This is a genomic window from Bacteroides muris (ex Fokt et al. 2023), assembly GCF_024704895.1.
Taxonomy (GTDB): domain Bacteria; phylum Bacteroidota; class Bacteroidia; order Bacteroidales; family Bacteroidaceae; genus Bacteroides; species Bacteroides muris.
Map to the genome: position 1 here is coordinate 20,712 of NZ_JAMZEE010000035.1, position 26,261 is coordinate 46,972.

Here is a 26,261-nt window from a genome sequence, read left to right on the forward strand (position 1 = left end):
TATGAAAAGACACATATATTATTTATTGGCAGCCCTCGTAGTAGCAGGCTTCACGGCCTGCTCCGAAGATAAAGATTGGGGAATGGAAGGCCAAAGCTTGATACAGGTTATAAAGTCGGACGTATTGTTCCAGGCTGCCGCCGGAACCGGTACAGTGGTATTCAATGCCTCCGAAGCAGTCACCGTCGAGACCGATTGCAATTGGTGCACAGCCACCATAAACGGAAACACCGTGAATGTATCCGTAACCGAAAACGGCAACCTGGAAGGACGTACCGCGCAACTGATATTGCGTTGCGGCCCAGATTCCGTACATGTGATGGTACAACAAAACGGACTGGTCTTTCAGTTGAGTGCGGGCAGCGAAATCGCAACCAACTCTGACGAGGCACATTCGCTGACCTATGAGATGTCGGCCAACGTACCCCTGACTTTTGAACCGAACGAAGACTGGTTCAACGTAACTTCCGACGGAGAACATCTGAAAATAAACTTTAAAGAAAATACAACCGGACATGCCCGCATAGGAATTCTCAAATATTCATCAGAGACTTTCTCCGGCTCACTGAAAGTGACACAGTATGACTTTGACAAGGATATTGCAGGCCCTTGCTACCTGACATTCCGCACACAGGACGGGAAATTCCAGGCTATGAATGCCGTCCTTTCCGAAACCGAACTGGCACTTCCGGATTATGGCTGGACAATACCGGTTACGTTTGAACCGGAAAAGACAAGATTCGTGATGTACAACGCAAGCAAGATGGGTGAATTCGAAGGAAACGATGTATACAACATTGTAGAAGGAAGCGGCTATTACACATGGTCGACAACGGTATACATGCTGTTCCCCCTTGATTATGACGCAGAATCAGGTATTACGTTCTTCGACATGCAGGATACAGGAACGTGGAGCCGTCCGATTGATTTCATGTCTTTCCGCGTTTTCAGCGGAGCTCCGTCAAGCGCCACATCGGTCGGTTCTTTGCTCAAGCTCTATAATCCAAGCATCTGGCGTGAAACTCCACAATGACAGAAATAATGACAGGCAGTATCCGGCCATTGATTGAAATGTCCGGAACTGGCCATGTGTGTACCATAATAAGAACAATTCTCTCTTGACTTTTAACCGGAGGTACACAAACAGTGTTTAACTTTGTTACATCAGGAGGCTGTTTCTGCAAAGATTCAGCCTCTCCTGTTTATTTTATGAATATCCCCGTTCGCATCTTTCTTCTGCAATCTGTAGAGGGGGGGGGAGAGAAGGGCTCATTGCATTCATCCGTAACCACATGATAGACAGCGACTTTTCACTGCAAAGCAAGTGCATGCTTTTTGCAGTGCTACTGCAAGCCTTTTGCAGCGTCGCTGCACACCTATTTGCAGTGATACTGCAACTGCTTTGCAGCGCGACTGCAACGGGTTTGCAGTGACGCTGCAAAAGGTGTGCAGTGACTTTGCAGCCGGTCACCAAGCCACCGCATACTCGTATCGGTCGAACTTAGGCTTGGTGCTTATGCCTACTGCCTTGAATACCCGGGCTATCCGTTGCTGTTCTTCGGGAGAGATAGGGCGTTCGCCCTTGCGGCAATGATAGTAATAGCGTTCGCAAGAGAAGCATCCCATCACGCGATGGCGCACGGTGGAAAGCAGCTTGGCGGGCACTTCGTCGAAAATACGCGTCATGCCGCGGGCGTAGTGCAGCTGCTCGTTGGAGCGGTAACGGGCACAAGTGGAGGAACCGGACAAACTGCCCACGTAGAAAGGATTCACCGCACGAACGGACTGTGGTTGGGGATCTTCACTCTCGGATAACAGCTGTGCCGCTATCGCCCGCAGGCAGGAAGAGGCTTTGGGGCACTTTCCGTTACCCGCAAAGCAGTATTCGTACCCATCGGGCACATCTTGCAATAATATCATCTTATTAATGATTAGTGATTAATGGTAGTGATTAACGGGCGAAGTGCACGCAGGTATTTGCCGATGACCTCTGCCGACTCGCTTGTTTCTTTCTCGAATTCGGCGCGCAGTGCCGGGTATCCGTCAAGCAGTCGCATCATCTGTCTCCGCCCCACGAACTCGGACTTTCCGGTTTCCGGATTCAGTTCGTAATAGACGCGGGCATGCACCAGTCCCGAAGCATTGATGGCATCGCCCACTTCACCCCCCAATCGGGTGGCATCATCGGGAGCCATGGTGCTGGCGGCCGCTTGCCCCACGGGCTGTGCACAGAAGTAAACCTTTCCGCCGAGCCACATGGCAGGCGCATACCACTGCCCAAAGCGATAGCGCTTATAGCGCATCTTACGGCAATTGACATAAAGCGAGGTATCTGCCCGTACTGCATAACAACGGGACTTCAGGTAGCGGCAAAGACCGGGATTGCCGTCTGCCGTAATACGATAATCGGCACCGCCCATGAGGCAAATCTGGTTCTTTGTACGCTTCTCGATCTTCAGTGCGGTGACCGTATCGCCACGGTTCTCCGCCAACTCCTTCAGATTGGAATACATAACCTGTTGCGCCGCCGCCGGCAAAACCGCCAGCAACATCAGAACGCCTGACAACCAACTCTTCTTCATATCCCAACCTCCTCTTTTCTGAAACTTTGTTTTAGCGAGCGAAAGGTACATTTTTTATCGGAAGTAGACAAAAAATCGTGAAAAAAAACAATTAGAATGTATATCTTTGCCTTGAACTTAACATGTATGGAGTAAATGAATACGATAGACAAAATCAGCGCCGCCTACCGCAACACGGCCGAAGAGGCCAGACAAGAACTGAATAAAGTGCAACAGAAGATTTACCGCATCGGCACCCTGCGCCTGCTGCTGTTCGTGGCGGGAGCAGCAGGAATCATCTACTTCCGGAGCGAGAGCTGGGGCATACTGGCAGGCATCGCCCTCGTCACTCTGTTGCCGTTCCTGTCTTTAATGAAATACCACAACCGGCTGTTCCATCGCAAGGACTATCTGGAGAAGAAGATGGAAATCAACGAGCAGGAACTCGCCGCGCTGGATTACGACACGTCTTCCTTCGATGACGGCGAAGCATACGTCGACCCCGCCCATCTCTACACCTATGACTTGGATGTTTTCGGCCCGCATTCCCTTTTCCAGTACATCAACCGCACCTGCACGCAGCCCGGGAAACACCGCCTCGCCCTCTGGTTGGGGAAACATCTCGAGAGAAAGGAAGAAATCATCCGACGCCAGGAAGCCGTCGGCGAACTGGCTCCGGAACTGAAATTCCGCCAGCGCTTCCGCATCCTCGGCCTGCTGTACAAAGGAAAAGCCGCCGATGAAACGGAACTGTGCCACTGGGCGGAAAGTCCGTGCATCTTCCGGAGCCGGAAACTGCTGCGCCTCCTGCCGGTACTGGTGGCGGGAACCAACCTCATTTGCCTCGCACTTGCCATGACAGGAATGCTGCCCGCAAGTATCTGCGGCATCATCTGGACCTGCTTCGTCATCGCCGGCTTCGGCTTCACCGGCAAAGTCACCAAGATGCAGGCCATCTATGGCAAAAAACTGCAAATCCTCTCCGCCTACGCCGCCCTGCTCCACCTCATGGAAAAACAGCCTGCGCAAGCCGCCCTGCTCAAAGAGATAAAACAACAGATTGGCGGAGAAAAACGGAAAGCCTCCCACTCCATCAGCAGGCTGAACAAGCTCATGGATGAACTCGACCAACGCAACAATGTCTTCATGTACGTCATTCTGAACGGCCTCTTCTTCTGGGAACTGCGTCAAATCATGCGCATTGAAGCCTGGAAAGAGCAGTATGCCGCTGAACTGCCCGGGTGGCTCGATGCCATCGGACAAATGGATGCGCTCAACTCGCTGGCAACATTTGCCTATAATCATCCGGACTATATTTATCCCTCCATCCAGCAAACAGAAGCCAATGCAGGAGTAGAAGGCGATGTAGAGACCCAGGCCGGCACAAAAGTCAATGCAAAAGCCGACTCTGCCACATGCCAAAGCAACCCTCTTCCCTCCCCCTTCCGTCTACGCGCCGAAGCCCTGGGACACCCGCTGATGAACCGCGACCGCTGTGTACGCAATGACATCGATATGGCGAAACGGCCGTTCTTCATCATCATCACCGGCGCCAACATGGCAGGAAAAAGCACCTATCTGCGCACCGTAGGCATCAACTACCTCCTCGGCTGCATCGGCGCTCCCGTCTGTGCCCGCCAAATGGAAATATGCCCGGCCCGGCTCGTCACCAGCCTGCGCACCTCGGATTCGCTGAACGACAACGAGTCCTACTTCTTTGCCGAACTCAAACGTCTGAAACTCATCATAGACAAGCTGCAGGCCGGCGAGGAGCTTTTCATTATCCTCGACGAAATTCTGAAAGGCACCAACTCCATGGACAAGCAGAAAGGCTCCTTTGCCCTTATCAAGCAGTTCATGACTTTGCAGGCCAATGGTATCATTGCCACCCACGACCTGCTGCTGGGAACGCTCATCGACCTCTTCCCCGATGACATCCGCAACTATCGCTTCGAAGCAGACATTACAGACAATGAACTGACCTTCTCCTACCGCTTGCGCCCGGGCGTCGCCCAAAACATGAACGCCTGCTTCTTGATGAAAAAAATGGGGATTGCCGTTGCCGACTAATCCCCGCTGCAGTTGAAGTCAAGTCCAACTCTTTGACTGATTATGCAGTTTTACACTTCTCCAGGAAAGTAGACACCGCAACCGCATCGCTACCCGTAAAGTAGCGTACGGAAGTTACCGGAGTATACGCGTAAGGCACAAACTGATACAACTGTACAGCCGCAAATTTATTGTCCTGCGAAATCATGACATCCATGCGCACATTTCCGCTGCCGCTACTTCGTATTTCAGTCTCGCCATTCAGCTGTTCATTCTCAATCATATCCGTGAGTCTGCCCAAATATTTCAAATCAAAGAAAACACTGCGTTCCTTGGTCACACTGCCCGTCGGCAAATAAACCACTTCCTTCGATTTCCAGAACAGACGGAACACGCCAAGCAAGACGAATGCCGTAGCCAGCACCATCAAAGCCATACTGAGGGTGGAAGATCTGTCACTCATCTTAAAAATAGATGCAAAGATAAAAATACCGACCAGCAGCATAGCTACTGAAAAGACAAGTCCTGAAACACTGGTACGCTTTACAATATCGGGATGTGAAGACGCAAAAAGAGTTGCGTCAATAGTTTGAGTTGCCATAATTATAATATGCTTTAATGAATTTATCAGAAATGAAAATACAGTATCCCCCTGCAAAAACACATAGTCTGACCATACACAAGGGAAAAAGAGAGATTCGATAAAACACTAAATGAGAATACGCCTCAGTGTGAAAATGTAATATTCGCACACCGGCTGGCAACGATAATAGACAGCAGTTTCATAAAGCCTCTCACGACATCGGGACAAAGCAAGCTCTCTTCGAGCCAATCCGCCCACCCTATCTTTTAAGGAAAAGATATATTCTGCAGGAGAAAAACGCTTTATACGAGAATATGCCAGCAAACGTACCTGCCCACCGATACCCGCCAGCTCTGCATCCGGTAAATAAGGCAATGGAGGCACCGAAACACAAGAATCCGTCTCTTCATGTACCAGAATCACCTTCGCATCTACAACATTCCCTCTATTTGCTGCCTCGCCAGCAAATACATCGTCCGCTATTTGCCATACAGCCAATGCAAACACCATGAATCCTATGAGTCTTAAAAATCCGGTCATATCCATATGCAAATTAAAACAGTTCTTTCTCCGATTTTGTTCAATGCAGCACGCTCTTAAATGCTGTCATCCTTCAAATCAAGTTTCACCATAAACGACTCGCATACAGTCCATTATCATCTAAGGTGAAGGATATGAGGCTTGTAGGCAGAAGTATAACCGGCAAAACCGTCACACTGTAGATATCCGTTGCAATTGTGCCTGTCTGTGAGATTCTTTATAACTTTTCCGAATCTGGAGCCCTCCTCATAGAAGAAGGCTGCAAGTTTCTCCGTAACGGCACGTATCATCCAGACATATTCACGGTCTGTAGCATGCTTTTCAGAATTGATTACATTGGTGGTCGTCTCATCAGCCTGACAGTAGTCACTTTTCAGCATTTCCTTTACCAAAGCATTATACAGAGGCCGCAACACTTCCATCGAACGATTGAACCAGCCGGTAATGGTCGCTTCCTTCAGCCCGGCCATACCCAAATGTGCCAACTCTTTGATCCGGCAGTAGAACGGCATGTGGTATTCATATTTCTGCAAGAGAATTTCAGCCGGAAGGCTTGCTCCGGGAACATCCTTGTATAATAGGCAACAAAGGCATGGGAGCAATAAGCCCCTGCGCATATCCGTGCATCCGGAACACAGATGATAACGCATTGTATCATTCGGACGGAACATGGCTTACACTCTTATTTAGCAGTTCCATTAAAATATGGTCACCTCCACGACCGAAATGAACTCGGAATCCATTAGAAAAAAACAACACGACACCGGTTACATCTACATTCTCAGAAGTTGAATAACTTTCAGTAACTTCCGGTTCCTTTATAGACATAGGTGCTTTGGGCAAATTCTCATCCTTGGATGTAAATTTATTGCGCCAGTAGTTATAAGTTGAATAAGGAACTCCAAGCTCTGCTAAAATAAACTTTAACGGTTTCCCACCAGATAATACTTCGGATTGAATCTCTAAAAACTCTTGTTTTGTCATTACTGGGGATGTGTAAAAACACCAAAAATATGAAAAATCACCCCTGTCACAGATATCTGCAGCAAGGATGATCTTGTTAAAAAGAGGGTTTTGACACACCCTCCTTAAAATCATCAAATAAAGAGAGCACCTTGACTCTTGATTTGAATTGATTGCCGAGTCCTGCTTGGTCATAAGTAAATCAAATTCAAATCAAAAAATCAATATACCCTTGTATTTAACTAAGAGCCTGTTCAAATTTTGCTTAGAAAATTCTTTATTCAGCTTCTTTTGAGTTTATTTTCGTCCTGTTTTCCTGTTTCTATTCGGCACATAGCCCGTTATGTTCCTCACAAAAACTGAAAAATATCCTCGAAAACAAATCGCAAAACAGTGTCGGGCAAAATTTAAGCAGGCTCTAAATACTAATTGTTTAATAATTATGGTTAGATTTTTATCGCACCACTACTATTTTGTCATAAATAAAAAGGTTATAGTTGTTGCAATATTAGGCTGCAAAATTGCATCACACCTATAACCTTCAAAATATGTACTTCGGTTGATGCGTACGTTGATGCTTACCAAAATGCGTTATGCCCCCGGAAAACAACTTCTGACTATCACTAAAAAAAGCCGCCCCAAACAAATTGGGACGGCTTCCATATATTAAAAAGAATAGTTGAATTATTCAGCTTTAGCTTCCTCAGTAGCAGGAACCTCGGCAACCGGTGCAGCAGTTTCGGCAGCAGGAGCAGCTTCAGCAGCGGCAGACTTCTTTGAACGGCGAGTACGGGTAGCTTTCTTGGCAACCTTTTCCTTAGCCATGTTTTCGTTATAGTCAACGAGTTCAATGAAGCACATTTCAGCATTGTCGCCCAAACGGTTACCAGTCTTGATAATACGAGTGTAACCACCCGGACGATCAGCAATCTTCACAGAGATTTCTTTAAACAGTTCAGTTACAGCATACTTGTCTTGCAAATTGCTAAATACAACACGACGAGAATTAGTCGTATCATCTTTAGCCTTTGTAATCAAAGGCTCAACAAACTTCTTCAAAGCCTTAGCCTTTGCAACGGTCGTAGTGATTCTTTTGTGCTTAATCAAAGAACACGCCATATTAGCCAACATAGCGTTTCTATGAGAGGCAGTACGACCCAAATGGTTGAATTTCTTATTATGTCTCATCTTTTATTCTTTATCTAATTTATATTTAGAAATATCAGTTCCAAACGACAGATTCAGACTTTCCAGCAAATCATCAAGCTCGGTAAGCGATTTCTTTCCGAAGTTTCTGAACTTCAGCAAATCCGTCTTGTTGAATTGCACCAAGTCACCGAGAGTCTCTACATCCGCAGCCTTCAAACAGTTGAGGGCACGTACAGAGAGATCCATATCAACAAGCTTGGTCTTCAGCAACTGACGCATGTGCAATACTTCTTCATCAAATTCTTCGTTACCGTCAACATCATTTGTTTCCAGCGTAATCTTCTCGTCAGAAAAGAGCATGAAGTGATAAATCAGAATTTTCGCAGCTTCTTTCAGAGCTTCCTTCGGATGGATGGAACCGTCGGTAGTAATCTCAAGTACCAGTTTCTCGTAGTCGGTCTTCTGCTCTACACGGAAGTTCTCTACCTGATACTTCACATTACGTATCGGAGTATAAATAGAATCGATAGGAATTACGTTCACATCAGTGCAATATTCGCGGTTTTCATCAGCAGGAACATAACCACGACCTTTGTTAATCGTAATATCTATCTGCATAGTCGACTTTGAATCTAAATGACAAATAACTAATTCAGGATTTAACACTTCAAATCCAGTCAAATACTTACCTATGTCACCTGCTTTAAATTCACTTGAATTCTCGACTGTAATACTTACTTTCTCACTCTCGAATTCTTCAACTACTTGCTTGAATCTCACCTGTTTCAGATTCAAGATAATGTTAGTAACATCCTCTTTTGCTCCCGGAACACTGGAAAATTCATGCTCAACACCGTCTATCTTGATAGTAGTGATAGCAAAACCTTCCAATGAAGAAAGCAGGATGCGGCGCAGTGCATTACCCACGGTAATACCGAAACCGGGTTCCAACGGACGAAATTCGAATTTTCCGAATCTAGAGTCCGCTTCCAACATTAATACTTTATCAGGTTTTTGAAATGCTAATATCGCCATGAAATTAATTATTATTTAGAATACAATTCTACAATCAAATGCTCTTTAATGTTTTCAGGAATGTCTGCTCTCTCAGGTACATGCAGCAATTTGCCAACCTTAGAGTTATCATCCCATTCCAACCAAGGATATTTGCTATGGTTAAAGCCAGCCAATGAGTTAGCGATAACTTCCAATGATTTGGATCTTTCACGAACACCAATCACCTGACCCGGTTTTACTGCATAAGAAGGAATATTCACAACTTCACCATCTACAGTAATGTGCTTGTGGCTCACCAACTGACGAGCAGCTGCACGAGTAGAAGCAATACCCAAACGGAAAACAATGTTGTCCAAACGACCCTCTAACAATTGAAGAAGCACCTCACCGGTAATACCTTTAGCAGTAGCTGCCTTTTCGAACAAATTGCGGAATTGTTTTTCCAAAACGCCATAAGTATATTTGGCTTTCTGTTTCTCACGAAGTTGAACACCGTATTCAGAAGTCTTTCTCTTTCTGGAATTACCGTGCTGTCCGGGAGGATAGTTCTTCTTTGACAATACTTTATCTGCTCCAAAGATACCTTCACCGAATTTACGGGCTATTCTTGATTTTGGTCCAGTATATCTAGCCATTTCTTTTAAATATTTAATTGTTTATTCATGAACTCAATTTGTTGCAGCCGCGATTGCAGAGAGAAAGTTTACAATCCAATAACAAAATCAAGTCTCACTTCTATTAAAGGTAAATTTTAAACTCTACGTCTTTTCGGAGGACGACAACCGTTATGCGGAAGCGGAGTCACATCAATGATTTCAGTAACTTCAATACCTGCACCATGGATAGTTCTGATAGCAGACTCACGTCCGTTACCCGGACCCTTCACATATGCTTTTACCTTTCTCAAGCCAAGATCGTATGCTATCTTAGCACAATCTTGAGCAGCCATCTGTGCTGCGTAGGGAGTGTTCTTCTTTGAACCTCTAAAACCCATCTTTCCGGCAGAAGACCAAGAAATAATCTGACCTTCGCTATTTGCCAGAGAAACAATAATGTTGTTAAAAGATGAATGAACATGCAACTGTCCATTAGCATCAACCTTCACATTTCTCTTTTTTGCTGCAACTGTTTTTTTTGCCATATCAACAATTATTATTTAGTAGCTTTTTTCTTATTAGCAACGGTTTTCTTTCTACCCTTGCGAGTACGGGCATTGTTCTTCGTGCTCTGACCTCTTACAGGAAGACCAATACGATGACGAACGCCACGATAACAACCGATATCCATTAAACGCTTAATGTTCAATTGAACTTCAGAACGAAGATCACCTTCAACCTTATACTCTGCACCAATGATCTCACGAATCTTGGCAGCCTGATCATCCGTCCAGTCTTTTACTTTCAGGTCTCTGTCAACACCTGCTTTATCCAAAATTTTTGCTGAACTACTACGACCTATACCATATACATAGGTCAACGCAACTTCACCTCTCTTGTTTTGAGGCAAATCGACACCAACTATTCTTATAGCCATATACTAAATTATTTTTTTTGCAAAAATAATAATATTATCCTTGACGTTGTTTATACTTAGGATTTTTCTTGTTAATAACATACAAACGGCCATTACGTCTAACAATCTTACACTCTGGCGTACGTTTCTTTAAGGATGCTCTTACTTTCATATCTTAATTTTATTTATATCTAAATACAATTCTTCCTTTCGATAAATCGTAAGGAGACATTTCGACTCTAACCTTATCCCCTGGCAGAATTTTGATGTAATGCATCCGCATCTTACCGGAAATATGTGCAGTAATCTCATGTCCGTTTTCTAATTCAACACGAAACATTGCATTAGACAATGCTTCAACTATAACTCCATCTTGTTCTATTGCAGATTGCTTTGCCATATTAATTTTTTAAATTGCTTTATCTCCTAATACTTCTTCAATGAACTCGAATGACGACAATATATCAGCTTCACCAGCTCCGACTGCTATCGTATGTTCAAAATGAGCAGCACATTTGCGATCTTTTGTCCTCACCGTCCAGCCGTCACGCTCCATTACTATTTGTCGGCTACCCAAAGTTATCATCGGCTCAATAGCAATGCACAAACCTTTCTTCAACATTGTTCCATAACCACGTTTTCCGTAATTAGGGACTTGTGGGTCTTCATGCATCTCCTTACCTATCCCATGACCGACAAACTCACGCACTACACCATAAGAATTAGACTCACAGTGCTGTTGTATCGCATATCCGATATCGCCCAACCGCTTGCCTTGAACGGCATTCTGTATTCCTATGTACAATGCCTCTTTAGTAACCTTCAGCAATTTGCGAATCTCATCATCAACTTCACCCACACAAAACGTATAGGCCGAATCACCGCAAAAGCCATTCATGTAAGTACCACAATCAACAGATACAACATCCCCTTCTTTCAGTACCACATCGTCTCCCGGAATTCCATGCACCACCTGATCATTTACAGATGTACAAATAGAAGCTGGAAAAGAATCGCCATATTGATTCGGAAAACCTTTAAAGGTTGGAACCGCACCATTGTCTCTGATGAACTCTTCTGCCACCCTATCCAGCTCTTTTGTTGTCACTCCGGGCTTTATAACCTTAGCTATCTCAGCCAGCGTCTTTCCAACAAGCAAATTACTCTTGCGGAGCAACTCTATTTCATCTTCTGTTTTAAGAAATATCATTCTTCAAAAAAGATTAATATGCAGCTACATTACCACTGCGGCCTTTAATACGCCCGGATTTCAGCAAACCGTCATAATGTCTCATCAACAAATGACTTTCTACTTGCTGGAGAGTATCAAGAACCACACCCACAAGGATTAACAAAGATGTACCGCCAAAGAATTGAGCAAACTCAGCTTTCACACCGAATATACCGGCAAACGCAGGCATAATGGCAACCAAGGCCAAGAAGAAAGAACCAGGCAGAGTAATGCGTGACATAATCACGTCAATATACTCGGCAGTTTGCTTTCCTGGCTTGATACCCGGAATAAAACCATTGTTTCTCTTCATATCTTCAGCCATCTGAGTCGGGTTAATAGTAATTGCAGTGTAGAAATACGTAAACAATATAATCAACACTGCAAAAATCAAATTATACCAAAAGCTTGTATGATCAGTCAATGCACGTACGAAACCGCTTGCATCATTTACATTCGAGAACCCAACAAGAGTGATAGGAATAAACATGATAGCCTGAGCAAAAATGATAGGCATCACGTTAGCAGCATTCACCTTCAAAGGAATATACTGTCTAGCACCGCCATATTGCTTGTTACCCACAATCTTCTTCGCATATTGAACAGGAATCTTTCTAGTTCCCTGCACTAAAAGAATAGCGAATGCAATGACAACCAGCAGAACAACAAGCTCAATCAGGAACATTACCAAACCACCAGTCTTGTCCGTCATACGGGAAATCAATTCCTGGAATAAAGACTGCGGCAGACGGGCGATGATACCAATCATGATAATCAGCGAAATACCATTACCGATACCCTTATCCGTAATTCTCTCACCAAGCCACAAAATAAACATACTTCCAGCCGCTAAAATAATGGTAGAAGTAAACATAAACAGAGTCCAATCTAATGAAGCATTTAAAGAAGGACCAGCCTGCATCTTAAGATTGAGCAAATAAGAAGGAGCCTGAACCAAAAGAATAAGAATCGTCAGATAACGAGTATATTGATTCATCTTTCTTCTACCGCTCTCACCTTCGCGCTGCAATTTCTGGAAATACGGAACCGCAATACCCAGCAACTGAATCACAATGGAGGCAGAGATGTACGGCATGATACCCAATGCAAAAATAGAGGCATTGGAAAATGCTCCTCCGGAAAACATGTTTAACAAGGCTAAAAGACCTTCGCTTGTCTGTTGATGCAATTGTGCCAGCATTGACGGATTGATACCCGGCAAAACGACATACGAACCGAAACGGTAAATTGCCACAAACAATATGGTAATGAGGATCCGTTGTCTCAGATCCTCAATTTTCCATATATTCTTTAATGTTTCAATAGCTTTTCTCATCGAATTAGAGTTTTACTACTTGTCCACCAGCAGCTTCGATGGCAGCAACAGCAGTTTTAGAAAACGCATGTGCTTGTACATCCAACTTAGCAGTCAAAGTTCCGTTACCTAATACTTTTACCAACTGGCTTGCAGAAATGAAACCAGCGGCAATGAAGTCACTGATACCTACAGTCTGCAAGTTCTTTGCTTCAGCCAATTTCTGAACTGTATCCAAGTTGATAGCCTTATACTCTACACGATTGATGTTTTTAAAGCCAAACTTAGGAAGACGACGTTGAAGAGGCATCTGACCACCTTCAAAACCGATTTTCTTAGAATATCCAGATCTTGATTTAGCTCCTTTATGACCTCTAGTAGAAGTACCTCCCAAGCCAGAACCCGGACCACGTCCAATTCTCTTTCTTGTTTTAGTAGATCCCTCTGCAGGTTTTAAATTACTTAAGTTCATATTGTAATTCGTTTTATATTCAACAAATAATTACTTAACAATGGTAACCAAGTGTTTAACCTTATCCACCATTCCAAGAATTGAAGGAGTGCATTCGTGTTCAACCACACGATTCAACTTATGAAGTCCCAGTGCATCGAGAGTTCTCTTCTGATCAGCAGGAGCACCAATTCTACTTTTAACTTGTTTAATCTTTATAGTCGACATATTCTTCCTCCTTATCCTCTAAATACTTTTTCCATACTAACTCCTCTGTTCTGGGCAACCATACGGGCATCACGCATTTCGCTCAATGCCAAGATAGTAGCCTTTACCAAGTTGTGCGGGTTGGAAGAGCCTTTTGACTTAGCCAAAACGTCTGTCACACCGACACTTTCCAATACAGCGCGCATTGCACCACCGGCAACGACACCGGTACCATGAGAAGCCGGTTTAATAAATACCTCAGCACCACCAAACTTAGCGGACTGTTCGTGAGGAACTGTACCCTTCAATACAGGCACTCTTGTCAAGTTCTTCTTTGCTGATTCAACACCTTTGGCAATAGCAGCAGTTACTTCACCAGCTTTACCAAGGCCCCATCCGATGATACCTTCTTCGTTTCCTACTACCACAATAGCAGAGAAACTAAAAGTTCTACCACCTTTGGTTACTTTGGTTACACGATTAATAGCAACCAATCTGTCTTTCAGCTCTATATCGTTTGTAATCTTAACTCTATTATTAAGTCCTGCCATAATGATTAAAATTTAAGTCCACCGTTACGGGCAGCATCAGCCACCTCTTTTACTCTCCCATGATACAAGTAACCATTACGGTCGAAAACAACAGTAGTAATACCTGCTTCTTGAGCCTTTTTCGCAATCAGTTCACCCACTTTAGCAGCTTGTTCCTTCTTAGGCATTTTTTCAGTCATACCCAAAGAAGAAGCGGCAGCCAGCGTCTTACCGGACAAATCGTCGATAATCTGAACATAGATTTGCTTATTACTTCTAAATACACTCATACGCGGGCATTCAGTAGTACCTGAAATTTTGTTGCGTACTCTATATTTGATCTTTATACGTCTTTCTATTTTTGTTGTCATAATAATATCAATTTAAATGATTATTTAGCACCGGCTGATTTACCAGACTTTCTACGAATTTCTTCGCCAACAAACTTAATACCCTTACCCTTATACGGTTCAGGCTTACGGAAAGAACGTATTTTAGAGCAAACTTGACCAAGTAACTGCTTGTCGCAAGATTCCAATATAATCAAAGGATTCTTGTTTCTTTCAGACTTAGTCTCAACTTTAACTTCAGGAGGCAACTGTATAAAGATACTGTGAGTATAGCCTAAAGCCAGTTCAATGATATTTCCCTGGTTAGAGGCACGGTAACCTACACCGACAAGTTCCAATTCTTTCTTATATCCTTCTGATACACCAACAACCATATTGTGTACCAATGAACGGTATAATCCATGGAATGCATGCTTTTGCTTGGGATTATCCAGCATTGCATTTTCATTCTCAGCCAAAACAACATGACCGTCTTCGATGGTAACATTGATAGCAGGATTTACATATTGGCTCATTTCGCCTTTGGGTCCCTTAACGGTAACCACGTCATCTTTCAGAGTAACTGTTACTCCAGCGGGAATACTAATGGGTAATTTTCCTATTCTTGACATTGCTAATTCCTCCTATTAATATACATAACACAAAACTTCACCACCAATTTTCAGTTCAGCGGCTTCTTTGTTGGTCATTACACCCTTGGAAGTAGATATTATAGCAATACCCAAACCATTAATAACGCGCGGCATGTCTTTATAACCGGTATATTGACGCAAACCCGGAGAAGAGATTCTCTCCAGCTTCTTGATAGCGTTAACCTTGTTTACCGAATCATACTTCAAGGCAACCTTGATTGTACCTTGAGGACCATCTTCTACAAACTTATAATTAAGAATGTAGCCCTTTTCAAAAAGAATCTTAGTGATTTCTTTTTTCAAATTTGAAGCCGGAACTTCCACAACTCTGTGCTTCGCTTGAATAGCGTTCCGCAACCTCGTCAAATAATCTGCTATTGGATCAGTCATATAAAAAATAAATTAAATTAATCAGGCCTACCCTGACAATATTTAAAAAAACAAATTACCAGCTTGCTTTCTTTACACCGGGAATAAGACCGTTGGAAGCCATCTCACGGAATTGGATTCTTGAGATACCAAACTGACGGATATATCCTTTAGGACGACCAGTCAGCTTGCAACGGTTGTGCATACGAATCGGATTAGAATTCTTAGGCAAGTCCTGCAATTTCTGTGCAGCTTCAAAAGCTTCAGCAGGATCACCAGTTCTAACGATTTGCTTCAACGCAGCTCTTTTCTCGGCATATCTGGCTACTAATTTAGCACGCTTTACTTCACGTGCCTTCATTGATTCCTTTGCCATATTATCAATCTTTTTTAGCGTTTTTAAACGGTAAACCGAATTCTTTCAACAAGGCATACCCTTCTTCATCTGTTTGCGCAGAGGTTACAAAGGTAATATTCATTCCGAGAATTCTGGTAATACTATCAATATTAATTTCAGGGAAAATGATTTGTTCCTGAATACCAAGGGTATAATTACCTTTACCATCAAACTTACTTTCAATACCCTTGAAGTCGCGAATACGAGGCAGAGCTACACGAACCAGCTTTTCAAGGAATTCGTACATTCTCTCACGACGCAGAGTTACCATAACACCAATCGGCATTTTCTTACGTAACTTAAAGTTCGCAATATCCTTACGAGAAATGGTTGCCACGGCTTTCTGACCAGTAATAGCAGTCATTTCATTAATTGCCACTTCAATAATCTTCTTGTCGGCAACAGCCATACCCAGACCTTGATTGATAACAATCTTCTTAAGTACGGGTATCTGCATTGAAGAAGAATACTGGAACTGTGATTTCAATGCAGGCGCAATACGCTCTGCATATTCTTTCTTAAGGCTAGCAGTATTACTCATTACTTAATCTCCTCTCCTGATTTTTTAGAATAACGCACTAAAGTGCCATCAGCACTTACTTTTCTTCCAACACGCGTTGCTTTGCCAGTCTTTGGATCAACGGGGTTCAAGTTTGACAAGTGGACAGAAGCCTCCTGCTTCACGATGCCACCTTGCGGATTTTTAGCATTCGGTTTTGTACTCTTAGACACCATGTTGATACCTTCAACAATTGCACGGTTTTTATCAACAAGAACCTTCAATACACGACCAGTCTTACCCTTGTCTTCACCGGAGTTTACATAAACTGTATCGCCTTTTTTAATATGTAATTTACTCATTACTCAAATCTTTTACAATATTAAAGTACTTCAGGAGCGAGTGACACAACTTTCATGTTAGTAGCACGAAGTTCACGAGCTACCGGACCGAAAATACGACTACCTCTAATTTCACCTGCATTGTTCAACAACACGCAAGCATTATCATCAAAACGTATGTAAGAGCCATCAGCACGACGGATTTCTTTCTTAGTACGTACGATCAAAGCTTTAGACACTGCACCTTTTTTAATATCACTTGAAGGGATAACGCTCTTTACAGAAACGACAATCACGTCCCCTACTGAAGCATAGCGGCGACCTGTACCACCCAAAACGCGGATACAGAGAGCCTCTTTTGCCCCACTATTATCACATACTGTAAGTCTGGATTCTACTTGTATCATAATTACTTAGCTCTTTCAATTATTTCTACCAATCTCCATCTCTTAGTCTTGCTCAAAGGACGAGTTTCCATGATGTGTACAGTATCGCCGACATTGCACTCATTCTTTTCATCATGAGCATGGTACTTCTTCGTCTTGCTAACGAACTTACCATATATGGGGTGTTTCTCCTTAAACTTAGCTGCTACCGTAATGGTCTTATCCATCTTGTTGCTCAGCACAACCCCAGTTCTTTCTTTTCTTAAATTTCTTGCTTCCATCAAGCTCATCATTTATTGTTAAGTTCTCTTTGGCGTAATTCTGTTTTCATACGCGCAATAGTCCTGCGTAATTGTTTGATTTGAGCAGGATTATCCAAAGGAGAAATAGAATGATTTAAAACCATTTGGTTGTAATTAGCTACTTCTGCTTCTACTCTTTCTACCAAGTCGTTGGTAGGCATCTCTTTAATTTCTGCTATTTTCATACTCCTTACGCATTTTGATTTTGAATATCATAATCACGTCTAACCACAAACTTGGTTGTGATAGGAAGCTTCTGTGCAGCCAAGCGCAAAGCCTCTTTAGCGATTTCATAAGATACTCCCTCGGCTTCGATAATAATTCTACCCGGTGTAACAGGGGCTACGAATCCCTCCGGTGCACCCTTACCTTTACCCATACGTACATCAGCAGGCTTTCTGGTAATAGGTTTATCGGGGAAAATACGAATCCAAATCTGTCCTTGACGTTGCATATATCTTGTCACTGCAATACGCGCAGCTTCAATCTGACGGCCTGTAATCCATTTCGTTTCCAAGGCCTTAATACCAAAAGATCCGAAAGCCAACTGGTTTCCTCTTTGGGCATTACCCTTTTGACGGCCTTTTTGTTGTCTTCTGAATTTTGTTTTTTTCGGTTGTAACATAATTCCTAAAAATCAAATTCGTTAGCGATTATTTTTCTTTCTTTTGAAGTTCTTTCCGCCATTGTTTCCGCTATTGCTTCCACGACCACTTTCCTTGCTTTGCGTAAAGTTCGGAGCCAACTCCCTCTTACCATAAACTTCACCTCTACAAATCCAAACTTTAATACCGAGAAGACCAACCTTTGTCAATGCTTCTGCATGACAGTAGTCAATATCTGCTCTGAAAGTGTGCAACGGAGTTCTTCCTTCCTTATACATTTCAGAACGGGCCATTTCTGCACCATTCAAACGTCCTGAAATCTGAATCTTGATACCTTCCGCACCCATACGCATGGTATTGGCAATGGCCATCTTGATAGCACGACGGTAGGCAATTTTACCTTCAACCTGACGGGCAATGTTGTTAGCCACGATAACAGCATCCAACTCAGGTCTTTTAACTTCGAAGATATTAATCTGCACATCCTTATCCGTAACCTTCTTCAACTCCTCCTTCAACTTGTCAACTTCTTGGCCACCTTTGCCGATAATGATACCCGGACGTGCAGTACAAACGGTAATAGTCACGAGTTTCAGTGTACGTTCAATTACAATTCTTGACACACTAGCCTTTGCCAGACGAGCGTTCAAATATTTACGAATCTTGCTATCTTCCAGCAGAGAGTCGCCGTAATTCTTTCCACCATACCAATTGGAATCCCATCCTCTGATAATTCCTAAACGGTTGCTTATTGGATTAACTTTTTGTCCCATTTACCTTAATTTTGATCTTCGTTATTACTTTTAGAACCAACGAACAACGTTACGTGGTTTGAACGTTTACGAATTCTGTAACCTCTACCCTGCGGAGCCGGTCTCATTCTTTTGAGCGTAGCACCACCATCAACAAAAATCTTGGTTACGAACAGCTCGCCACTTTCAGCTTTACGTTCGTTTTTCTGCTCCCAGTTAGCAATTGCAGAGCGCAGCAACTTTTCCACTCTTGCGGCAGCCTCTTTTGAAGAGAACTTCAGGACGCCGAGTGCTCTGTTCACTTCCATCCCGCGAATCATGTCAGCCACGAGACGCATTTTACGGGGGGAAGTAGGAACATTTTGCAATTTCGCAAAATACATGGTCTTAAGGGCTTCTTTTCTTTTTTCAGCCGATATTTTTTTTCTTGCTCCCATTATATTATTACTTTATTATTTCAGATAAATCCTGTTCTATTTTTTCTTGTTACCAGCGTGTCCTCTGAAAGTACGAGTTGGAGCAAATTCACCCAACTTGTGTCCTACCATATTTTCGGTAACATAAACAGGAATAAATTTATTTCCGTTGTGAACTGCAACAGTATGGCCTACGAAATCAGGCGAAATCATTGAAGCTCTGGCCCAGGTCTTAACTACCACTTTCTTGCCCGATTCATTCATGGCAAGCACTTTCTTCTCAAGCTTAACGTTAATATACGGACCTTTTTTTAATGAACGACTCATAATTTACTCAATTAATCAGATTACTTCTTTCTTCTCTCAATAATATACTTAGACGATTGTTTCTTCGGAGCTCTTGTCTTAAGACCCTTAGCGTACAATCCCTTACGAGATCTCGGGTGTCCTCCTGAAGCACGTCCTTCACCACCACCCATCGGGTGATCAACCGGGTTCATAACAACACCACGGTTACGCGGACGACGTCCTAACCAACGAGAACGTCCAGCCTTACCTGAACTTTCCAATCCATGATCTGAGTTACCTACACTACCGATAGTAGCCTTACATGTGCTGAGAATCTGACGAACCTCGCCTGAAGGCAACTTGATAACGCAGTATTTACCTTCTCTAGAAGTCAACTGAGCAAAGTTACCAGCCGAGCGAACCAAGGCAGCGCCTTGTCCCGGGCGTAATTCGATATTATGAATTACAGTACCGACCGGAATATTCTGAAGCGGAAGTGCGTTTCCGATTTCCGGAGTAGCAGTTTCACCTGACATCAAAGTTGTACCAACTTGCAATCCATTGGGAGCAATAATATATCTTTTTTCTCCATCTGCATAAAACAACAGAGCGATACGAGCCGAACGGTTCGGATCGTATTCAATTGTTTTAACCACTGCAGGCACACCGTCTTTATTTCTCTTGAAATCTACGATACGAATAATCTTCTTACTACCGCCACCAATGTAACGCATGGTCATCTTACCTTCGTTATTACGACCACCTGAAGATTTCTTACCAAATACAAGAGACTTTTCTGGTACCCGTGCAGTAATCTCTTCGTAAGTACCAATAATTTTATGTCTTTGCCCCGGTGTTGTGGGCTTAAATTTACGTACTGCCATTTTTATTAAATATTGCTATAAAAATCAATAGTATCTCCTTCTTTCAACGTAACGATAGCCTTCTTGAACGCATTCGTACGTCCGTTGATGATACCGGCACGAGTATAGCGGCTCTTGTTCTTGCCAGCATACTTCATTGTATTCACATCAACTACTGTAACGTTGTAAAGGGCTTCAACTTCCTTCTTAATTTCCAGTTTATTAGCTTCAGGACGCACGATAAAGCCGAAACGATTGTTCGTCTTATCAGTAATTGCAGTCATCTTCTCTGTCACTAACGGTTTAATAATAATTCCCATTATTTAAGCCTCCTTTTTACATTAAGATATTGTCGATAGCAAAAAGTGCACTTTCAGCAAACACAACAACCCCAGCGTCCAATACTCTGTAAGTATTTAACCCTGAGACAGTCTGCACATTAGCGCCCTTCACATTACGAGCCGACAAATATACGTTTTTATTTGCTTCTGGTAAAATCATAAGCAGCTTTTTGTCAGATACTTTAAGATTTTTTGTCATTGCAACGAAATCTTTAGTCTTCGGAGCTTCAAAAGAGAAGTCTTCTACTACTACAACCGCGTTGTTCTGAGCCTTGTATGACAAAGCCGACTTACGAGCCAGAGCCTTTACTTTTTTATTTAATTTGAAGTAGTAATCTCTCGGTTTCGGACCGAATACGCGTCCACCACCAACCAGTACCGGTGAGTTCATGTCACCACGACGTGCACCACCACCACCTTTCTGGCGACCGATTTTACGAGTAGAACCACTGATTTCGCTTCTTTCCTTTGATTTGTGTGTACCCTGACGCTGGTTAGCCATAAACTGTTTAACATCCAAGTAGATAGCATGGTCGTTGGGCTCAATTCCGAAGATAGACTCGTTTAACGTAATCTTTCTCCCAGTGTCTTCACCTTTAATGTTATATACGTTAACTTCCATTATTTCTCAATTATTACGATTGAACCTTTGCAACCAGGAACAGAACCCTTAATCAAAAGAAGATTATGCTCCGCGATTACCTTTAATACCTGCAGGTTTTGAACAGTCACTCTGTCGCCACCAAGCTGTCCACCCATGCGCATTCCCTTGAATACCTTTGCGGGATAAGAACAAGCACCGATAGAACCCGGCTTGCGAGCACGGTTATGCTGACCGTGAGTAGTCTGACCTACACCACCGAAACCATGACGTTTTACTACACCTTGGAAACCTTTACCCTTAGAAGTACCTACAACATCAACAAAAGTTGCGCCATTGAACAATTCTACGGTAACAGTGTCACCCAGATTCAATTCTGTTTCAAATTCCTTGAACTCAGCCAAGTGTTTCTTGGGAGTTACTCCAGCTTTCTTAAAGTGCCCCATCAAAGGCTTTGTAGTGTGCTTCTCCTTCTTATCCTGGAAGCCCAACTGAACAGCTTCATAACCGTCCTTTTCTACAGTTTTCACTTGAGTAACAACACAAGGACCTGCTTCGATAACAGTGCATGGTACATTCTTACCCTCGGCACTGAAAACGGATGTCATTCCGATTTTTTTTCCTAATAATCCTGGCATTTCACTTATTTTTTTAATACTTACACTTTGATTTCTACTTCCACACCACTCGGCAACTCCAACTTCATCAGAGCATCTACTGTCTTAGCTGTTGAACTATAGATGTCAATCAGTCTCTTGTAAGAAGAGAGTTCGAATTGTTCACGCGACTTCTTGTTAACGAAAGTCGAACGATTCACGGTAAAGATACGCTTGTGCGTAGGGAGAGGAATCGGACCGCTAACGATGGCGCCCGTTGTCTTTACCGTTCTTACAATCTTCTCAGCTGACTTGTCAACCAAGTTGTGGTCGTAAGATTTCAGTTTGATTCTAATTTTTTGACTCATTACTGTCTTTAGTTATTAAATAGTTATATATAAGATGAAGTTCCGCAGGCTAAGAGTCATTCGCTAACCTACGGGACTTCAAGTTTTTTTAGATTAAGTCAGCACGACCTTTCACTTCCTCCAATACAGCCTTGGCAATAGAGTTGGAAACTTGGGCATGGTGAGAGTATACCATTGAAGAGGTTGCACGGCCAGAACTAATGGTACGCAAAGCTGTTACGTAACCGAACATTTCTGCCAACGGAACCATTGCCTTTACAATACGTGCACCAGAACGGCTGGATTCCATACCTTCTACCTGACCACGACGCTTGTTCAAGTCACCGATAACGTCACCCATGTTTTCTTCCGGAGTAACAACTTCCAGCTTCATAATAGGCTCCATCAATACCGGACCTGCCTTAGCACAAGCATTCTTGTATGCTTGAATAGCACAGATTTCGAAAGACAACTGATCAGAGTCAACCGGATGGAAAGAACCATCAATCAAAGTTACCTTCAGTGAATCTAACGGATAACCTGCCAACACACCATTCTTCATGGCAGTAGTGAAGCCCTTCTGCACAGACGGGATAAATTCCTTAGGAATATTACCACCCTTCACTTCGTCAACGAATTGCAATCCACCTTCCTTGAAGTCTTCATCAACCGGACCGATGTTCACGATAATATCTGCGAACTTACCACGACCACCAGACTGCTTCTTGTAAACTTCACGCAAGTTAACTGTCTTAGTAATGGCTTCCTTGTAGTTAACCTGAGGCTTACCTTGGTTACATTCAACCTTGAACTCACGCTTAAGACGATCGATAATAATATCCAAGTGAAGTTCACCCATACCAGAGATAACTGTCTGCCCAGTCTGTTCGTCAGTCTTAACTGTGAACGTCGGGTCTTCTTCAGCCAGCTTAGCCAAACCATTTGACAGTTTATCCATATCCTTCTGGGTCTTAGGCTCAACTGCGATACCAATTACCGGTTCCGGGAAGTCCATAGACTCCAATACAATCGGTGCAGTTTCGTCACACAATGTATCACCAGTATGTATATCCTTGAAACCTACGCCAGCACCAATATCACCAGCACTAATAACTTCTACCGGGTTCTGCTTGTTTGAGTGCATCTGGAACAAACGAGATACACGCTCTTTCTTACCAGAACGAGAGTTATAGATATAAGAACCAGCCTCAATCCTACCCGAATAAACGCGGAAGAAAGTCAAACGACCCACATACGGGTCAGTTGCAATTTTAAATGCCAAAGCAGAAGTCTTTTCATCTTCGCTCGGTTTACGATCTTCTTCAGCGCCAGTTTCGGGATTTGAACCCACAACGTTTTCTGTATCCAACGGGGAAGGCAAGAATGCACAAACGTAGTCGAGCAACGTCTGTACACCTTTATTCTTGAATGAAGAACCGCAAAGCATCGGAACTACAGCCATTTGCACTGTTGCGTTACGGAGAGCTCTCAAAACCTCTTCTTCCGTAATGGTAGAAGGATCATCGAAATATTTCTCCATCAAAGCATCGTCAAACTCAGCCACTTTTTCGAGCATCTTATCTCTCCATTCGTTAGCTTCGTCTGCCAAGTTTGCAGGGATTTCCTCTACAGTATAATCAGCACCCATTGTTTCATCATGCCAATAGATAGCTTTCATTTTGATAAGGTCCACCAGACCTTTGAAAGACTCCTCAGCACCGATAGGAATAACGATAGGACACGGATTAGCACCCAAAACGTCCTTCATTTGGCGAACTACTTCAAAGAAGTCAGCACCCGAACGGTCCATTTTATTAACGTAAGCAATACGCGGTACGCTATATTTGTCAGCCTGACGCCAAACTGTTTCAGATTGCGGTTCAACGCCACCGACTGCACAATAAGCAGCAACGGCACCATCAAGAATACGCAAAGAACGTTCTACCTCAGCGGTAAAGTCAACGTGTCCCGGAGTGTCAATCAAGTTAATTTTATAAGTATCACCTGCATATTTCCAACGAGTAGTGGTAGCCGCAGAAGTGATAGTAATACCACGTTCCTGCTCTTGTTCCATCCAGTCCATTGTAGCGGCACCGTCATGCACCTCACCGATTTTGTGGGTCAAACCCGTGTAAAACAAAATACGTTCAGAGGTTGTTGTCTTTCCGGCATCAATGTGAGCCATGATACCGATATTGCGTGTCAAATGTAAATCACTCTTTGCCATTTTCTAATTCTCTTACTTTAAGTTTTTAATCTTCTAATTAGTAGTCTCTTATAGTATTTAGAATCTGAAATGAGCAAATGCACGGTTAGCTTCTGCCATTCTATGCATATCTTCTTTACGTTTGTAAGCACCGCCCTGTTCATTGAAAGCATCCATGATTTCGGCAGCCAGTTTATCAGCCATTGATTTACCACCACGCTTACGTGCAAAGATTATCAAGTTCTTCATGGAAATTGATTCCTTACGATCAGCACGAATTTCTGTAGGAACCTGGAAAGTAGCACCACCCACACGGCGAGACTTAACTTCCACTTGAGGAGTCACATTATCCAGAGCTTTTTTCCAGATTTCAAGAGCGGACTTCTCTTCATTCTGCATTTTATTCTTCACTGTTTCCAAAGCAGCATAGAAGATTTCATAAGAAGTATTCTTCTTTCCATCATACATCAGATGATTCACAAACTTGGAAACTTTTACATCATTGAACACGGGATCCGGCAGGATAACGCGTTTTTTGGGTTTTGCTTTTCTCATTTTCTGAAAGAATAATGTTTTTCGTTCTTGGTTGTTTACTTCTGTCTTCTTCAACTCTCCCTCCGGAGGATTTACTCAACCGCCAGCATTTCCAACAAACTAAAACGTAAGTTATTACTTTTAATTTTTCTGTTTTAGGACATCAGGCTACCTGATTATTTCTTCTTAGCAGGAGCTTGACCCGGCTTCGGACGTTTTGCGCCATATTTGGAACGTCTTTGCGTACGTCCTGCAACACCTGCAGTATCCAAAGTACCACGTACGATGTGATAACGCACACCCGGAAGGTCTTTCACACGACCACCACGTACCAGCACAATAGAGTGTTCCTGCAAGTTGTGACCTTCTCCCGGAATATAAGAGTTCACCTCTTTACCATTGGTCAAACGCACACGAGCTACTTTACGCATAGCTGAATTCGGTTTCTTCGGAGTGGTTGTATACACTCTCACGCAAACGCCACGTCTTTGAGGACAAGAATCCAATGCGGGAGACTTTGATTTCTCCACCAGCACTTCGCGTCCTTTTCTTACTAATTGCTGAATTGTAGGCATTTTAATTGTTTTTAGTTATATATTATTGTTTATATTAATTCAAAACTATACACTTTTGGGCTGCAAAGATACTAATAAGTTTTGAATAATCAATGCACTACAAGTTTTTTTTATTCTACGCTTCACCCTTGATGTTGGGAAGTGGCGGGAATGTTTGTTCATCCGGCATGCGAATCAATCCGAATGAGCGTTCATATTTTCCGATATTTTCTTCGAGTGCACGCAACAACCGCTTGGCATGTTCGGGTGCCAAAACAATGCGCGATTGTACGCCAGCCTTTGGCATACCCGGCATCACGCGGATAAAGTCGAGAATAAATTCCGAACTGGAATGGGTTATAATAGCTAGATTGGCATACGTACCTTGCGCCACTTCTTCTTTCAATTCTATCTGAAGCTGTCCATTATTATTTTCTTGAGTCTCCATATTGCACAATTGTTTTAAAAATGTTCTTAAAAGATAGACCAAAAATACTCTTTTTTTTTGAATGATATACATTTAAATAGAAAAAGTACATAATAAGCCGTCCTCAAAAAGAAGACACAAGTAAATAAGCACATCTATAAAAGACATTACCAGCCATTTTACAACGATAGCAATAAAGGTTTAGAGCCTGTTTAAATTTTCCTCAATAATAATCTTATACTGGCTAATTTGACCATTTCCTCTGCCGAGTCGAATGTTAGTTCATAGTTTCGGCAGAGCCTTCTATTGTAATCCATCCATGAGAATGTTCTTTCCACAATCCATCT

General features: G+C 43.0%; 41 protein-coding genes and 1 pseudogene. 2 read left to right on the plus strand and 40 right to left on the minus strand.

What is annotated here, in order from left to right; genetic code table 11:
* The first annotated feature begins 1 nt into the window (after position 1).
* Complete coding sequence (locus M1B78_RS13315) at positions 2-1,033, plus strand: BACON domain-containing protein (RefSeq protein ID WP_257940937.1); 1,032 nt, start codon at positions 2-4, stop codon at positions 1,031-1,033.
* Positions 1,034-1,467: 434 nt separating this feature from the next.
* Here M1B78_RS13315 and M1B78_RS13320 read toward each other — a convergent pair whose 3' ends face one another.
* Both M1B78_RS13320 and M1B78_RS13325 read right to left on the minus strand, forming a co-directional pair.
* On the minus strand, positions 1,468-1,920 hold the full coding sequence (locus M1B78_RS13320; RefSeq protein WP_136010259.1) for a DUF6078 family protein: 453 nt from the start codon (positions 1,918-1,920) through the stop codon (positions 1,468-1,470).
* 11 nt (positions 1,921-1,931) lie between these two features.
* A complete protein-coding gene (locus M1B78_RS13325) occupies positions 1,932-2,582 on the minus strand; it encodes a DUF6563 family protein (RefSeq protein ID WP_346015120.1) in 651 nt (216 codons plus the stop codon).
* 135 nt (positions 2,583-2,717) lie between these two features.
* Here M1B78_RS13325 and M1B78_RS13330 point away from each other — a divergent pair, with 135 nt between their 5' ends.
* Positions 2,718-4,631 (plus strand): MutS family DNA mismatch repair protein, encoded by a 1,914-nt coding sequence (locus M1B78_RS13330; protein ID WP_257940939.1) that lies wholly within the window; start codon positions 2,718-2,720, stop codon positions 4,629-4,631.
* Positions 4,632-4,671: 40 nt separating this feature from the next.
* Here M1B78_RS13330 and M1B78_RS13335 read toward each other — a convergent pair whose 3' ends face one another.
* From M1B78_RS13335 to M1B78_RS13520, 38 genes and pseudogenes are all read right to left on the minus strand, one after another.
* On the minus strand, positions 4,672-5,211 hold the full coding sequence (locus tag M1B78_RS13335) for a hypothetical protein (protein WP_257932394.1): 540 nt from the start codon (positions 5,209-5,211) through the stop codon (positions 4,672-4,674).
* A gap of 108 nt (positions 5,212-5,319) precedes the next feature.
* Positions 5,320-5,733, minus strand: coding sequence for a hypothetical protein (locus M1B78_RS13340; RefSeq protein ID WP_257940940.1), 414 nt, complete (start codon positions 5,731-5,733; stop codon positions 5,320-5,322).
* A gap of 116 nt (positions 5,734-5,849) precedes the next feature.
* A pseudogene (locus tag M1B78_RS13345) lies at positions 5,850-6,339 on the minus strand (IS66 family transposase); the annotation flags it as partial.
* Between the two features lie 48 nt (positions 6,340-6,387).
* Positions 6,388-6,891 carry a hypothetical protein gene (locus M1B78_RS13350; protein ID WP_257940942.1) on the minus strand — a complete coding sequence of 168 codons (504 nt, stop codon included), beginning with the start codon at positions 6,889-6,891 and terminating at the stop codon, positions 6,388-6,390.
* Between the two features lie 489 nt (positions 6,892-7,380).
* Positions 7,381-7,884, minus strand: coding sequence for a 50S ribosomal protein L17 (rplQ, locus tag M1B78_RS13355; RefSeq protein WP_257940943.1), 504 nt, complete (start codon positions 7,882-7,884; stop codon positions 7,381-7,383).
* Between the two features lie 3 nt (positions 7,885-7,887).
* Positions 7,888-8,880 carry a DNA-directed RNA polymerase subunit alpha gene (locus M1B78_RS13360; protein ID WP_005825683.1) on the minus strand — a complete coding sequence of 331 codons (993 nt, stop codon included), beginning with the start codon at positions 8,878-8,880 and terminating at the stop codon, positions 7,888-7,890.
* Between the two features lie 11 nt (positions 8,881-8,891).
* The gene (rpsD, locus tag M1B78_RS13365; protein WP_257940944.1) at positions 8,892-9,497 is read right to left on the minus strand and encodes a 30S ribosomal protein S4; all 606 of its coding nucleotides are present in this window, start codon (positions 9,495-9,497) and stop codon (positions 8,892-8,894) included.
* Between the two features lie 116 nt (positions 9,498-9,613).
* Entirely contained in the window at positions 9,614-10,003 is a 390-nt protein-coding gene (gene rpsK / locus M1B78_RS13370) for a 30S ribosomal protein S11 (RefSeq protein WP_002558049.1), read from the minus strand.
* Positions 10,004-10,014: 11 nt separating this feature from the next.
* Entirely contained in the window at positions 10,015-10,395 is a 381-nt protein-coding gene (gene rpsM, locus M1B78_RS13375; protein ID WP_004291218.1) for a 30S ribosomal protein S13, read from the minus strand.
* Between the two features lie 34 nt (positions 10,396-10,429).
* Complete coding sequence (gene ykgO, locus M1B78_RS13380; RefSeq protein ID WP_002558051.1) at positions 10,430-10,546, minus strand: type B 50S ribosomal protein L36; 117 nt, start codon at positions 10,544-10,546, stop codon at positions 10,430-10,432.
* Positions 10,547-10,555: 9 nt separating this feature from the next.
* Positions 10,556-10,774, minus strand: a complete 219-nt coding sequence (gene infA / locus M1B78_RS13385) for a translation initiation factor IF-1 (protein WP_002558052.1) — start codon at positions 10,772-10,774, stop codon at positions 10,556-10,558.
* Between the two features lie 9 nt (positions 10,775-10,783).
* Positions 10,784-11,584 carry a type I methionyl aminopeptidase gene (map, locus tag M1B78_RS13390; protein WP_136010251.1) on the minus strand — a complete coding sequence of 267 codons (801 nt, stop codon included), beginning with the start codon at positions 11,582-11,584 and terminating at the stop codon, positions 10,784-10,786.
* Positions 11,585-11,597: 13 nt separating this feature from the next.
* A complete protein-coding gene (gene secY / locus M1B78_RS13395; protein WP_136010250.1) occupies positions 11,598-12,941 on the minus strand; it encodes a preprotein translocase subunit SecY in 1,344 nt (447 codons plus the stop codon).
* A 4-nt stretch (positions 12,942-12,945) separates the two neighbouring features.
* On the minus strand, positions 12,946-13,392 hold the full coding sequence (gene rplO, locus M1B78_RS13400; RefSeq protein WP_136010249.1) for a 50S ribosomal protein L15: 447 nt from the start codon (positions 13,390-13,392) through the stop codon (positions 12,946-12,948).
* A 30-nt stretch (positions 13,393-13,422) separates the two neighbouring features.
* Positions 13,423-13,599 (minus strand): 50S ribosomal protein L30, encoded by a 177-nt coding sequence (gene rpmD / locus M1B78_RS13405; RefSeq protein ID WP_004291222.1) that lies wholly within the window; start codon positions 13,597-13,599, stop codon positions 13,423-13,425.
* Positions 13,600-13,610: 11 nt separating this feature from the next.
* Positions 13,611-14,129, minus strand: a complete 519-nt coding sequence (gene rpsE, locus M1B78_RS13410) for a 30S ribosomal protein S5 (protein ID WP_005825693.1) — start codon at positions 14,127-14,129, stop codon at positions 13,611-13,613.
* A 5-nt stretch (positions 14,130-14,134) separates the two neighbouring features.
* A complete protein-coding gene (gene rplR, locus M1B78_RS13415; protein ID WP_005656518.1) occupies positions 14,135-14,479 on the minus strand; it encodes a 50S ribosomal protein L18 in 345 nt (114 codons plus the stop codon).
* Between the two features lie 20 nt (positions 14,480-14,499).
* Complete coding sequence (rplF, locus tag M1B78_RS13420) at positions 14,500-15,069, minus strand: 50S ribosomal protein L6 (protein WP_005825696.1); 570 nt, start codon at positions 15,067-15,069, stop codon at positions 14,500-14,502.
* 15 nt (positions 15,070-15,084) lie between these two features.
* On the minus strand, positions 15,085-15,480 hold the full coding sequence (rpsH, locus tag M1B78_RS13425) for a 30S ribosomal protein S8 (RefSeq protein WP_257931823.1): 396 nt from the start codon (positions 15,478-15,480) through the stop codon (positions 15,085-15,087).
* A 55-nt stretch (positions 15,481-15,535) separates the two neighbouring features.
* Entirely contained in the window at positions 15,536-15,835 is a 300-nt protein-coding gene (gene rpsN / locus M1B78_RS13430; protein ID WP_005825697.1) for a 30S ribosomal protein S14, read from the minus strand.
* A gap of 4 nt (positions 15,836-15,839) precedes the next feature.
* Positions 15,840-16,397: a 50S ribosomal protein L5 gene (rplE, locus tag M1B78_RS13435; protein WP_013546680.1), complete on the minus strand. Its 558-nt coding sequence runs from the start codon at positions 16,395-16,397 to the stop codon at positions 15,840-15,842.
* Positions 16,397-16,717, minus strand: coding sequence for a 50S ribosomal protein L24 (gene rplX / locus M1B78_RS13440; protein WP_136010248.1), 321 nt, complete (start codon positions 16,715-16,717; stop codon positions 16,397-16,399). Before rplX ends, rplE begins: the two co-directional genes overlap by 1 nt.
* Positions 16,718-16,737: 20 nt before the next feature.
* Complete coding sequence (gene rplN, locus M1B78_RS13445; RefSeq protein ID WP_005825700.1) at positions 16,738-17,103, minus strand: 50S ribosomal protein L14; 366 nt, start codon at positions 17,101-17,103, stop codon at positions 16,738-16,740.
* A 2-nt stretch (positions 17,104-17,105) separates the two neighbouring features.
* A complete protein-coding gene (rpsQ, locus tag M1B78_RS13450; RefSeq protein WP_176468734.1) occupies positions 17,106-17,375 on the minus strand; it encodes a 30S ribosomal protein S17 in 270 nt (89 codons plus the stop codon).
* Complete coding sequence (gene rpmC, locus M1B78_RS13455) at positions 17,372-17,569, minus strand: 50S ribosomal protein L29 (protein ID WP_025835822.1); 198 nt, start codon at positions 17,567-17,569, stop codon at positions 17,372-17,374. The genes rpsQ and rpmC overlap by 4 nt, the downstream gene beginning before the upstream one ends.
* A 5-nt stretch (positions 17,570-17,574) precedes the next feature.
* Positions 17,575-18,009 (minus strand): 50S ribosomal protein L16, encoded by a 435-nt coding sequence (gene rplP / locus M1B78_RS13460; RefSeq protein ID WP_004291234.1) that lies wholly within the window; start codon positions 18,007-18,009, stop codon positions 17,575-17,577.
* 21 nt (positions 18,010-18,030) lie between these two features.
* On the minus strand, positions 18,031-18,762 hold the full coding sequence (gene rpsC / locus M1B78_RS13465) for a 30S ribosomal protein S3 (protein ID WP_136010247.1): 732 nt from the start codon (positions 18,760-18,762) through the stop codon (positions 18,031-18,033).
* Positions 18,763-18,767: 5 nt separating this feature from the next.
* Positions 18,768-19,178: a 50S ribosomal protein L22 gene (rplV, locus tag M1B78_RS13470; RefSeq protein WP_004291236.1), complete on the minus strand. Its 411-nt coding sequence runs from the start codon at positions 19,176-19,178 to the stop codon at positions 18,768-18,770.
* A gap of 36 nt (positions 19,179-19,214) precedes the next feature.
* Positions 19,215-19,484, minus strand: coding sequence for a 30S ribosomal protein S19 (gene rpsS / locus M1B78_RS13475; protein WP_002558070.1), 270 nt, complete (start codon positions 19,482-19,484; stop codon positions 19,215-19,217).
* Positions 19,485-19,504: 20 nt separating this feature from the next.
* Positions 19,505-20,329 (minus strand): 50S ribosomal protein L2, encoded by an 825-nt coding sequence (rplB, locus tag M1B78_RS13480; RefSeq protein ID WP_136010246.1) that lies wholly within the window; start codon positions 20,327-20,329, stop codon positions 19,505-19,507.
* A 5-nt stretch (positions 20,330-20,334) separates the two neighbouring features.
* Entirely contained in the window at positions 20,335-20,628 is a 294-nt protein-coding gene (gene rplW / locus M1B78_RS13485) for a 50S ribosomal protein L23 (protein WP_005825706.1), read from the minus strand.
* 16 nt (positions 20,629-20,644) lie between these two features.
* Positions 20,645-21,271 (minus strand): 50S ribosomal protein L4, encoded by a 627-nt coding sequence (rplD, locus tag M1B78_RS13490; RefSeq protein ID WP_257940945.1) that lies wholly within the window; start codon positions 21,269-21,271, stop codon positions 20,645-20,647.
* A complete protein-coding gene (gene rplC / locus M1B78_RS13495) occupies positions 21,271-21,888 on the minus strand; it encodes a 50S ribosomal protein L3 (protein WP_136010244.1) in 618 nt (205 codons plus the stop codon). The genes rplD and rplC overlap by 1 nt, the downstream gene beginning before the upstream one ends.
* Before the next feature lie 20 nt (positions 21,889-21,908).
* The gene (gene rpsJ / locus M1B78_RS13500; protein ID WP_004291244.1) at positions 21,909-22,214 is read right to left on the minus strand and encodes a 30S ribosomal protein S10; all 306 of its coding nucleotides are present in this window, start codon (positions 22,212-22,214) and stop codon (positions 21,909-21,911) included.
* An 88-nt stretch (positions 22,215-22,302) separates the two neighbouring features.
* Positions 22,303-24,420 (minus strand): elongation factor G, encoded by a 2,118-nt coding sequence (gene fusA, locus M1B78_RS13505; protein ID WP_257940946.1) that lies wholly within the window; start codon positions 24,418-24,420, stop codon positions 22,303-22,305.
* 57 nt (positions 24,421-24,477) lie between these two features.
* A complete protein-coding gene (gene rpsG, locus M1B78_RS13510) occupies positions 24,478-24,954 on the minus strand; it encodes a 30S ribosomal protein S7 (protein WP_005825710.1) in 477 nt (158 codons plus the stop codon).
* Between the two features lie 155 nt (positions 24,955-25,109).
* Positions 25,110-25,508, minus strand: coding sequence for a 30S ribosomal protein S12 (gene rpsL, locus M1B78_RS13515; RefSeq protein WP_136010242.1), 399 nt, complete (start codon positions 25,506-25,508; stop codon positions 25,110-25,112).
* Between the two features lie 115 nt (positions 25,509-25,623).
* Positions 25,624-25,935: a DUF3467 domain-containing protein gene (locus M1B78_RS13520; RefSeq protein ID WP_136010241.1), complete on the minus strand. Its 312-nt coding sequence runs from the start codon at positions 25,933-25,935 to the stop codon at positions 25,624-25,626.
* Positions 25,936-26,261: the final 326 nt, after the last annotated feature.

Bases quoted from the DNA above. Each gene is read 5' to 3' on its own strand.
- M1B78_RS13315 (WP_257940937.1), top strand. From the start codon at position 2: ATGAAAAGACACATATATTATTTATTGGCAGCCCTCGTAGTAGCAGGC.
- M1B78_RS13320 (WP_136010259.1), bottom strand. From the start codon at position 1,920: ATGATATTATTGCAAGATGTGCCCGATGGGTACGAATACTGCTTTGCG.
- M1B78_RS13325 (WP_346015120.1), bottom strand. From the start codon at position 2,582: ATGAAGAAGAGTTGGTTGTCAGGCGTTCTGATGTTGCTGGCGGTTTTG.
- M1B78_RS13330 (WP_257940939.1), top strand. From the start codon at position 2,718: ATGAATACGATAGACAAAATCAGCGCCGCCTACCGCAACACGGCCGAA.
- M1B78_RS13335 (WP_257932394.1), bottom strand. From the start codon at position 5,211: ATGGCAACTCAAACTATTGACGCAACTCTTTTTGCGTCTTCACATCCC.
- M1B78_RS13340 (WP_257940940.1), bottom strand. From the start codon at position 5,733: ATGACCGGATTTTTAAGACTCATAGGATTCATGGTGTTTGCATTGGCT.
- M1B78_RS13350 (WP_257940942.1), bottom strand. From the start codon at position 6,891: ATGACCAAGCAGGACTCGGCAATCAATTCAAATCAAGAGTCAAGGTGC.
- rplQ (WP_257940943.1), bottom strand. From the start codon at position 7,884: ATGAGACATAATAAGAAATTCAACCATTTGGGTCGTACTGCCTCTCAT.
- M1B78_RS13360 (WP_005825683.1), bottom strand. From the start codon at position 8,880: ATGGCGATATTAGCATTTCAAAAACCTGATAAAGTATTAATGTTGGAA.
- rpsD (WP_257940944.1), bottom strand. From the start codon at position 9,497: ATGGCTAGATATACTGGACCAAAATCAAGAATAGCCCGTAAATTCGGT.
- rpsK (WP_002558049.1), bottom strand. From the start codon at position 10,003: ATGGCAAAAAAAACAGTTGCAGCAAAAAAGAGAAATGTGAAGGTTGAT.
- rpsM (WP_004291218.1), bottom strand. From the start codon at position 10,395: ATGGCTATAAGAATAGTTGGTGTCGATTTGCCTCAAAACAAGAGAGGT.
- ykgO (WP_002558051.1), bottom strand. From the start codon at position 10,546: ATGAAAGTAAGAGCATCCTTAAAGAAACGTACGCCAGAGTGTAAGATT.
- infA (WP_002558052.1), bottom strand. From the start codon at position 10,774: ATGGCAAAGCAATCTGCAATAGAACAAGATGGAGTTATAGTTGAAGCA.
- map (WP_136010251.1), bottom strand. From the start codon at position 11,584: ATGATATTTCTTAAAACAGAAGATGAAATAGAGTTGCTCCGCAAGAGT.
- secY (WP_136010250.1), bottom strand. From the start codon at position 12,941: ATGAGAAAAGCTATTGAAACATTAAAGAATATATGGAAAATTGAGGAT.
- rplO (WP_136010249.1), bottom strand. From the start codon at position 13,392: ATGAACTTAAGTAATTTAAAACCTGCAGAGGGATCTACTAAAACAAGA.
- rpmD (WP_004291222.1), bottom strand. From the start codon at position 13,599: ATGTCGACTATAAAGATTAAACAAGTTAAAAGTAGAATTGGTGCTCCT.
- rpsE (WP_005825693.1), bottom strand. From the start codon at position 14,129: ATGGCAGGACTTAATAATAGAGTTAAGATTACAAACGATATAGAGCTG.
- rplR (WP_005656518.1), bottom strand. From the start codon at position 14,479: ATGACAACAAAAATAGAAAGACGTATAAAGATCAAATATAGAGTACGC.
- rplF (WP_005825696.1), bottom strand. From the start codon at position 15,069: ATGTCAAGAATAGGAAAATTACCCATTAGTATTCCCGCTGGAGTAACA.
- rpsH (WP_257931823.1), bottom strand. From the start codon at position 15,480: ATGACTGATCCAATAGCAGATTATTTGACGAGGTTGCGGAACGCTATT.
- rpsN (WP_005825697.1), bottom strand. From the start codon at position 15,835: ATGGCAAAGGAATCAATGAAGGCACGTGAAGTAAAGCGTGCTAAATTA.
- rplE (WP_013546680.1), bottom strand. From the start codon at position 16,397: ATGAGTAATACTGCTAGCCTTAAGAAAGAATATGCAGAGCGTATTGCG.
- rplX (WP_136010248.1), bottom strand. From the start codon at position 16,717: ATGAGTAAATTACATATTAAAAAAGGCGATACAGTTTATGTAAACTCC.
- rplN (WP_005825700.1), bottom strand. From the start codon at position 17,103: ATGATACAAGTAGAATCCAGACTTACAGTATGTGATAATAGTGGGGCA.
- rpsQ (WP_176468734.1), bottom strand. From the start codon at position 17,375: ATGATGAGCTTGATGGAAGCAAGAAATTTAAGAAAAGAAAGAACTGGG.
- rpmC (WP_025835822.1), bottom strand. From the start codon at position 17,569: ATGAAAATAGCAGAAATTAAAGAGATGCCTACCAACGACTTGGTAGAA.
- rplP (WP_004291234.1), bottom strand. From the start codon at position 18,009: ATGTTACAACCGAAAAAAACAAAATTCAGAAGACAACAAAAAGGCCGT.
- rpsC (WP_136010247.1), bottom strand. From the start codon at position 18,762: ATGGGACAAAAAGTTAATCCAATAAGCAACCGTTTAGGAATTATCAGA.
- rplV (WP_004291236.1), bottom strand. From the start codon at position 19,178: ATGGGAGCAAGAAAAAAAATATCGGCTGAAAAAAGAAAAGAAGCCCTT.
- rpsS (WP_002558070.1), bottom strand. From the start codon at position 19,484: ATGAGTCGTTCATTAAAAAAAGGTCCGTATATTAACGTTAAGCTTGAG.
- rplB (WP_136010246.1), bottom strand. From the start codon at position 20,329: ATGGCAGTACGTAAATTTAAGCCCACAACACCGGGGCAAAGACATAAA.
- rplW (WP_005825706.1), bottom strand. From the start codon at position 20,628: ATGGGAATTATTATTAAACCGTTAGTGACAGAGAAGATGACTGCAATT.
- rplD (WP_257940945.1), bottom strand. From the start codon at position 21,271: ATGGAAGTTAACGTATATAACATTAAAGGTGAAGACACTGGGAGAAAG.
- rplC (WP_136010244.1), bottom strand. From the start codon at position 21,888: ATGCCAGGATTATTAGGAAAAAAAATCGGAATGACATCCGTTTTCAGT.
- rpsJ (WP_004291244.1), bottom strand. From the start codon at position 22,214: ATGAGTCAAAAAATTAGAATCAAACTGAAATCTTACGACCACAACTTG.
- fusA (WP_257940946.1), bottom strand. From the start codon at position 24,420: ATGGCAAAGAGTGATTTACATTTGACACGCAATATCGGTATCATGGCT.
- rpsG (WP_005825710.1), bottom strand. From the start codon at position 24,954: ATGAGAAAAGCAAAACCCAAAAAACGCGTTATCCTGCCGGATCCCGTG.
- rpsL (WP_136010242.1), bottom strand. From the start codon at position 25,508: ATGCCTACAATTCAGCAATTAGTAAGAAAAGGACGCGAAGTGCTGGTG.
- M1B78_RS13520 (WP_136010241.1), bottom strand. From the start codon at position 25,935: ATGGAGACTCAAGAAAATAATAATGGACAGCTTCAGATAGAATTGAAA.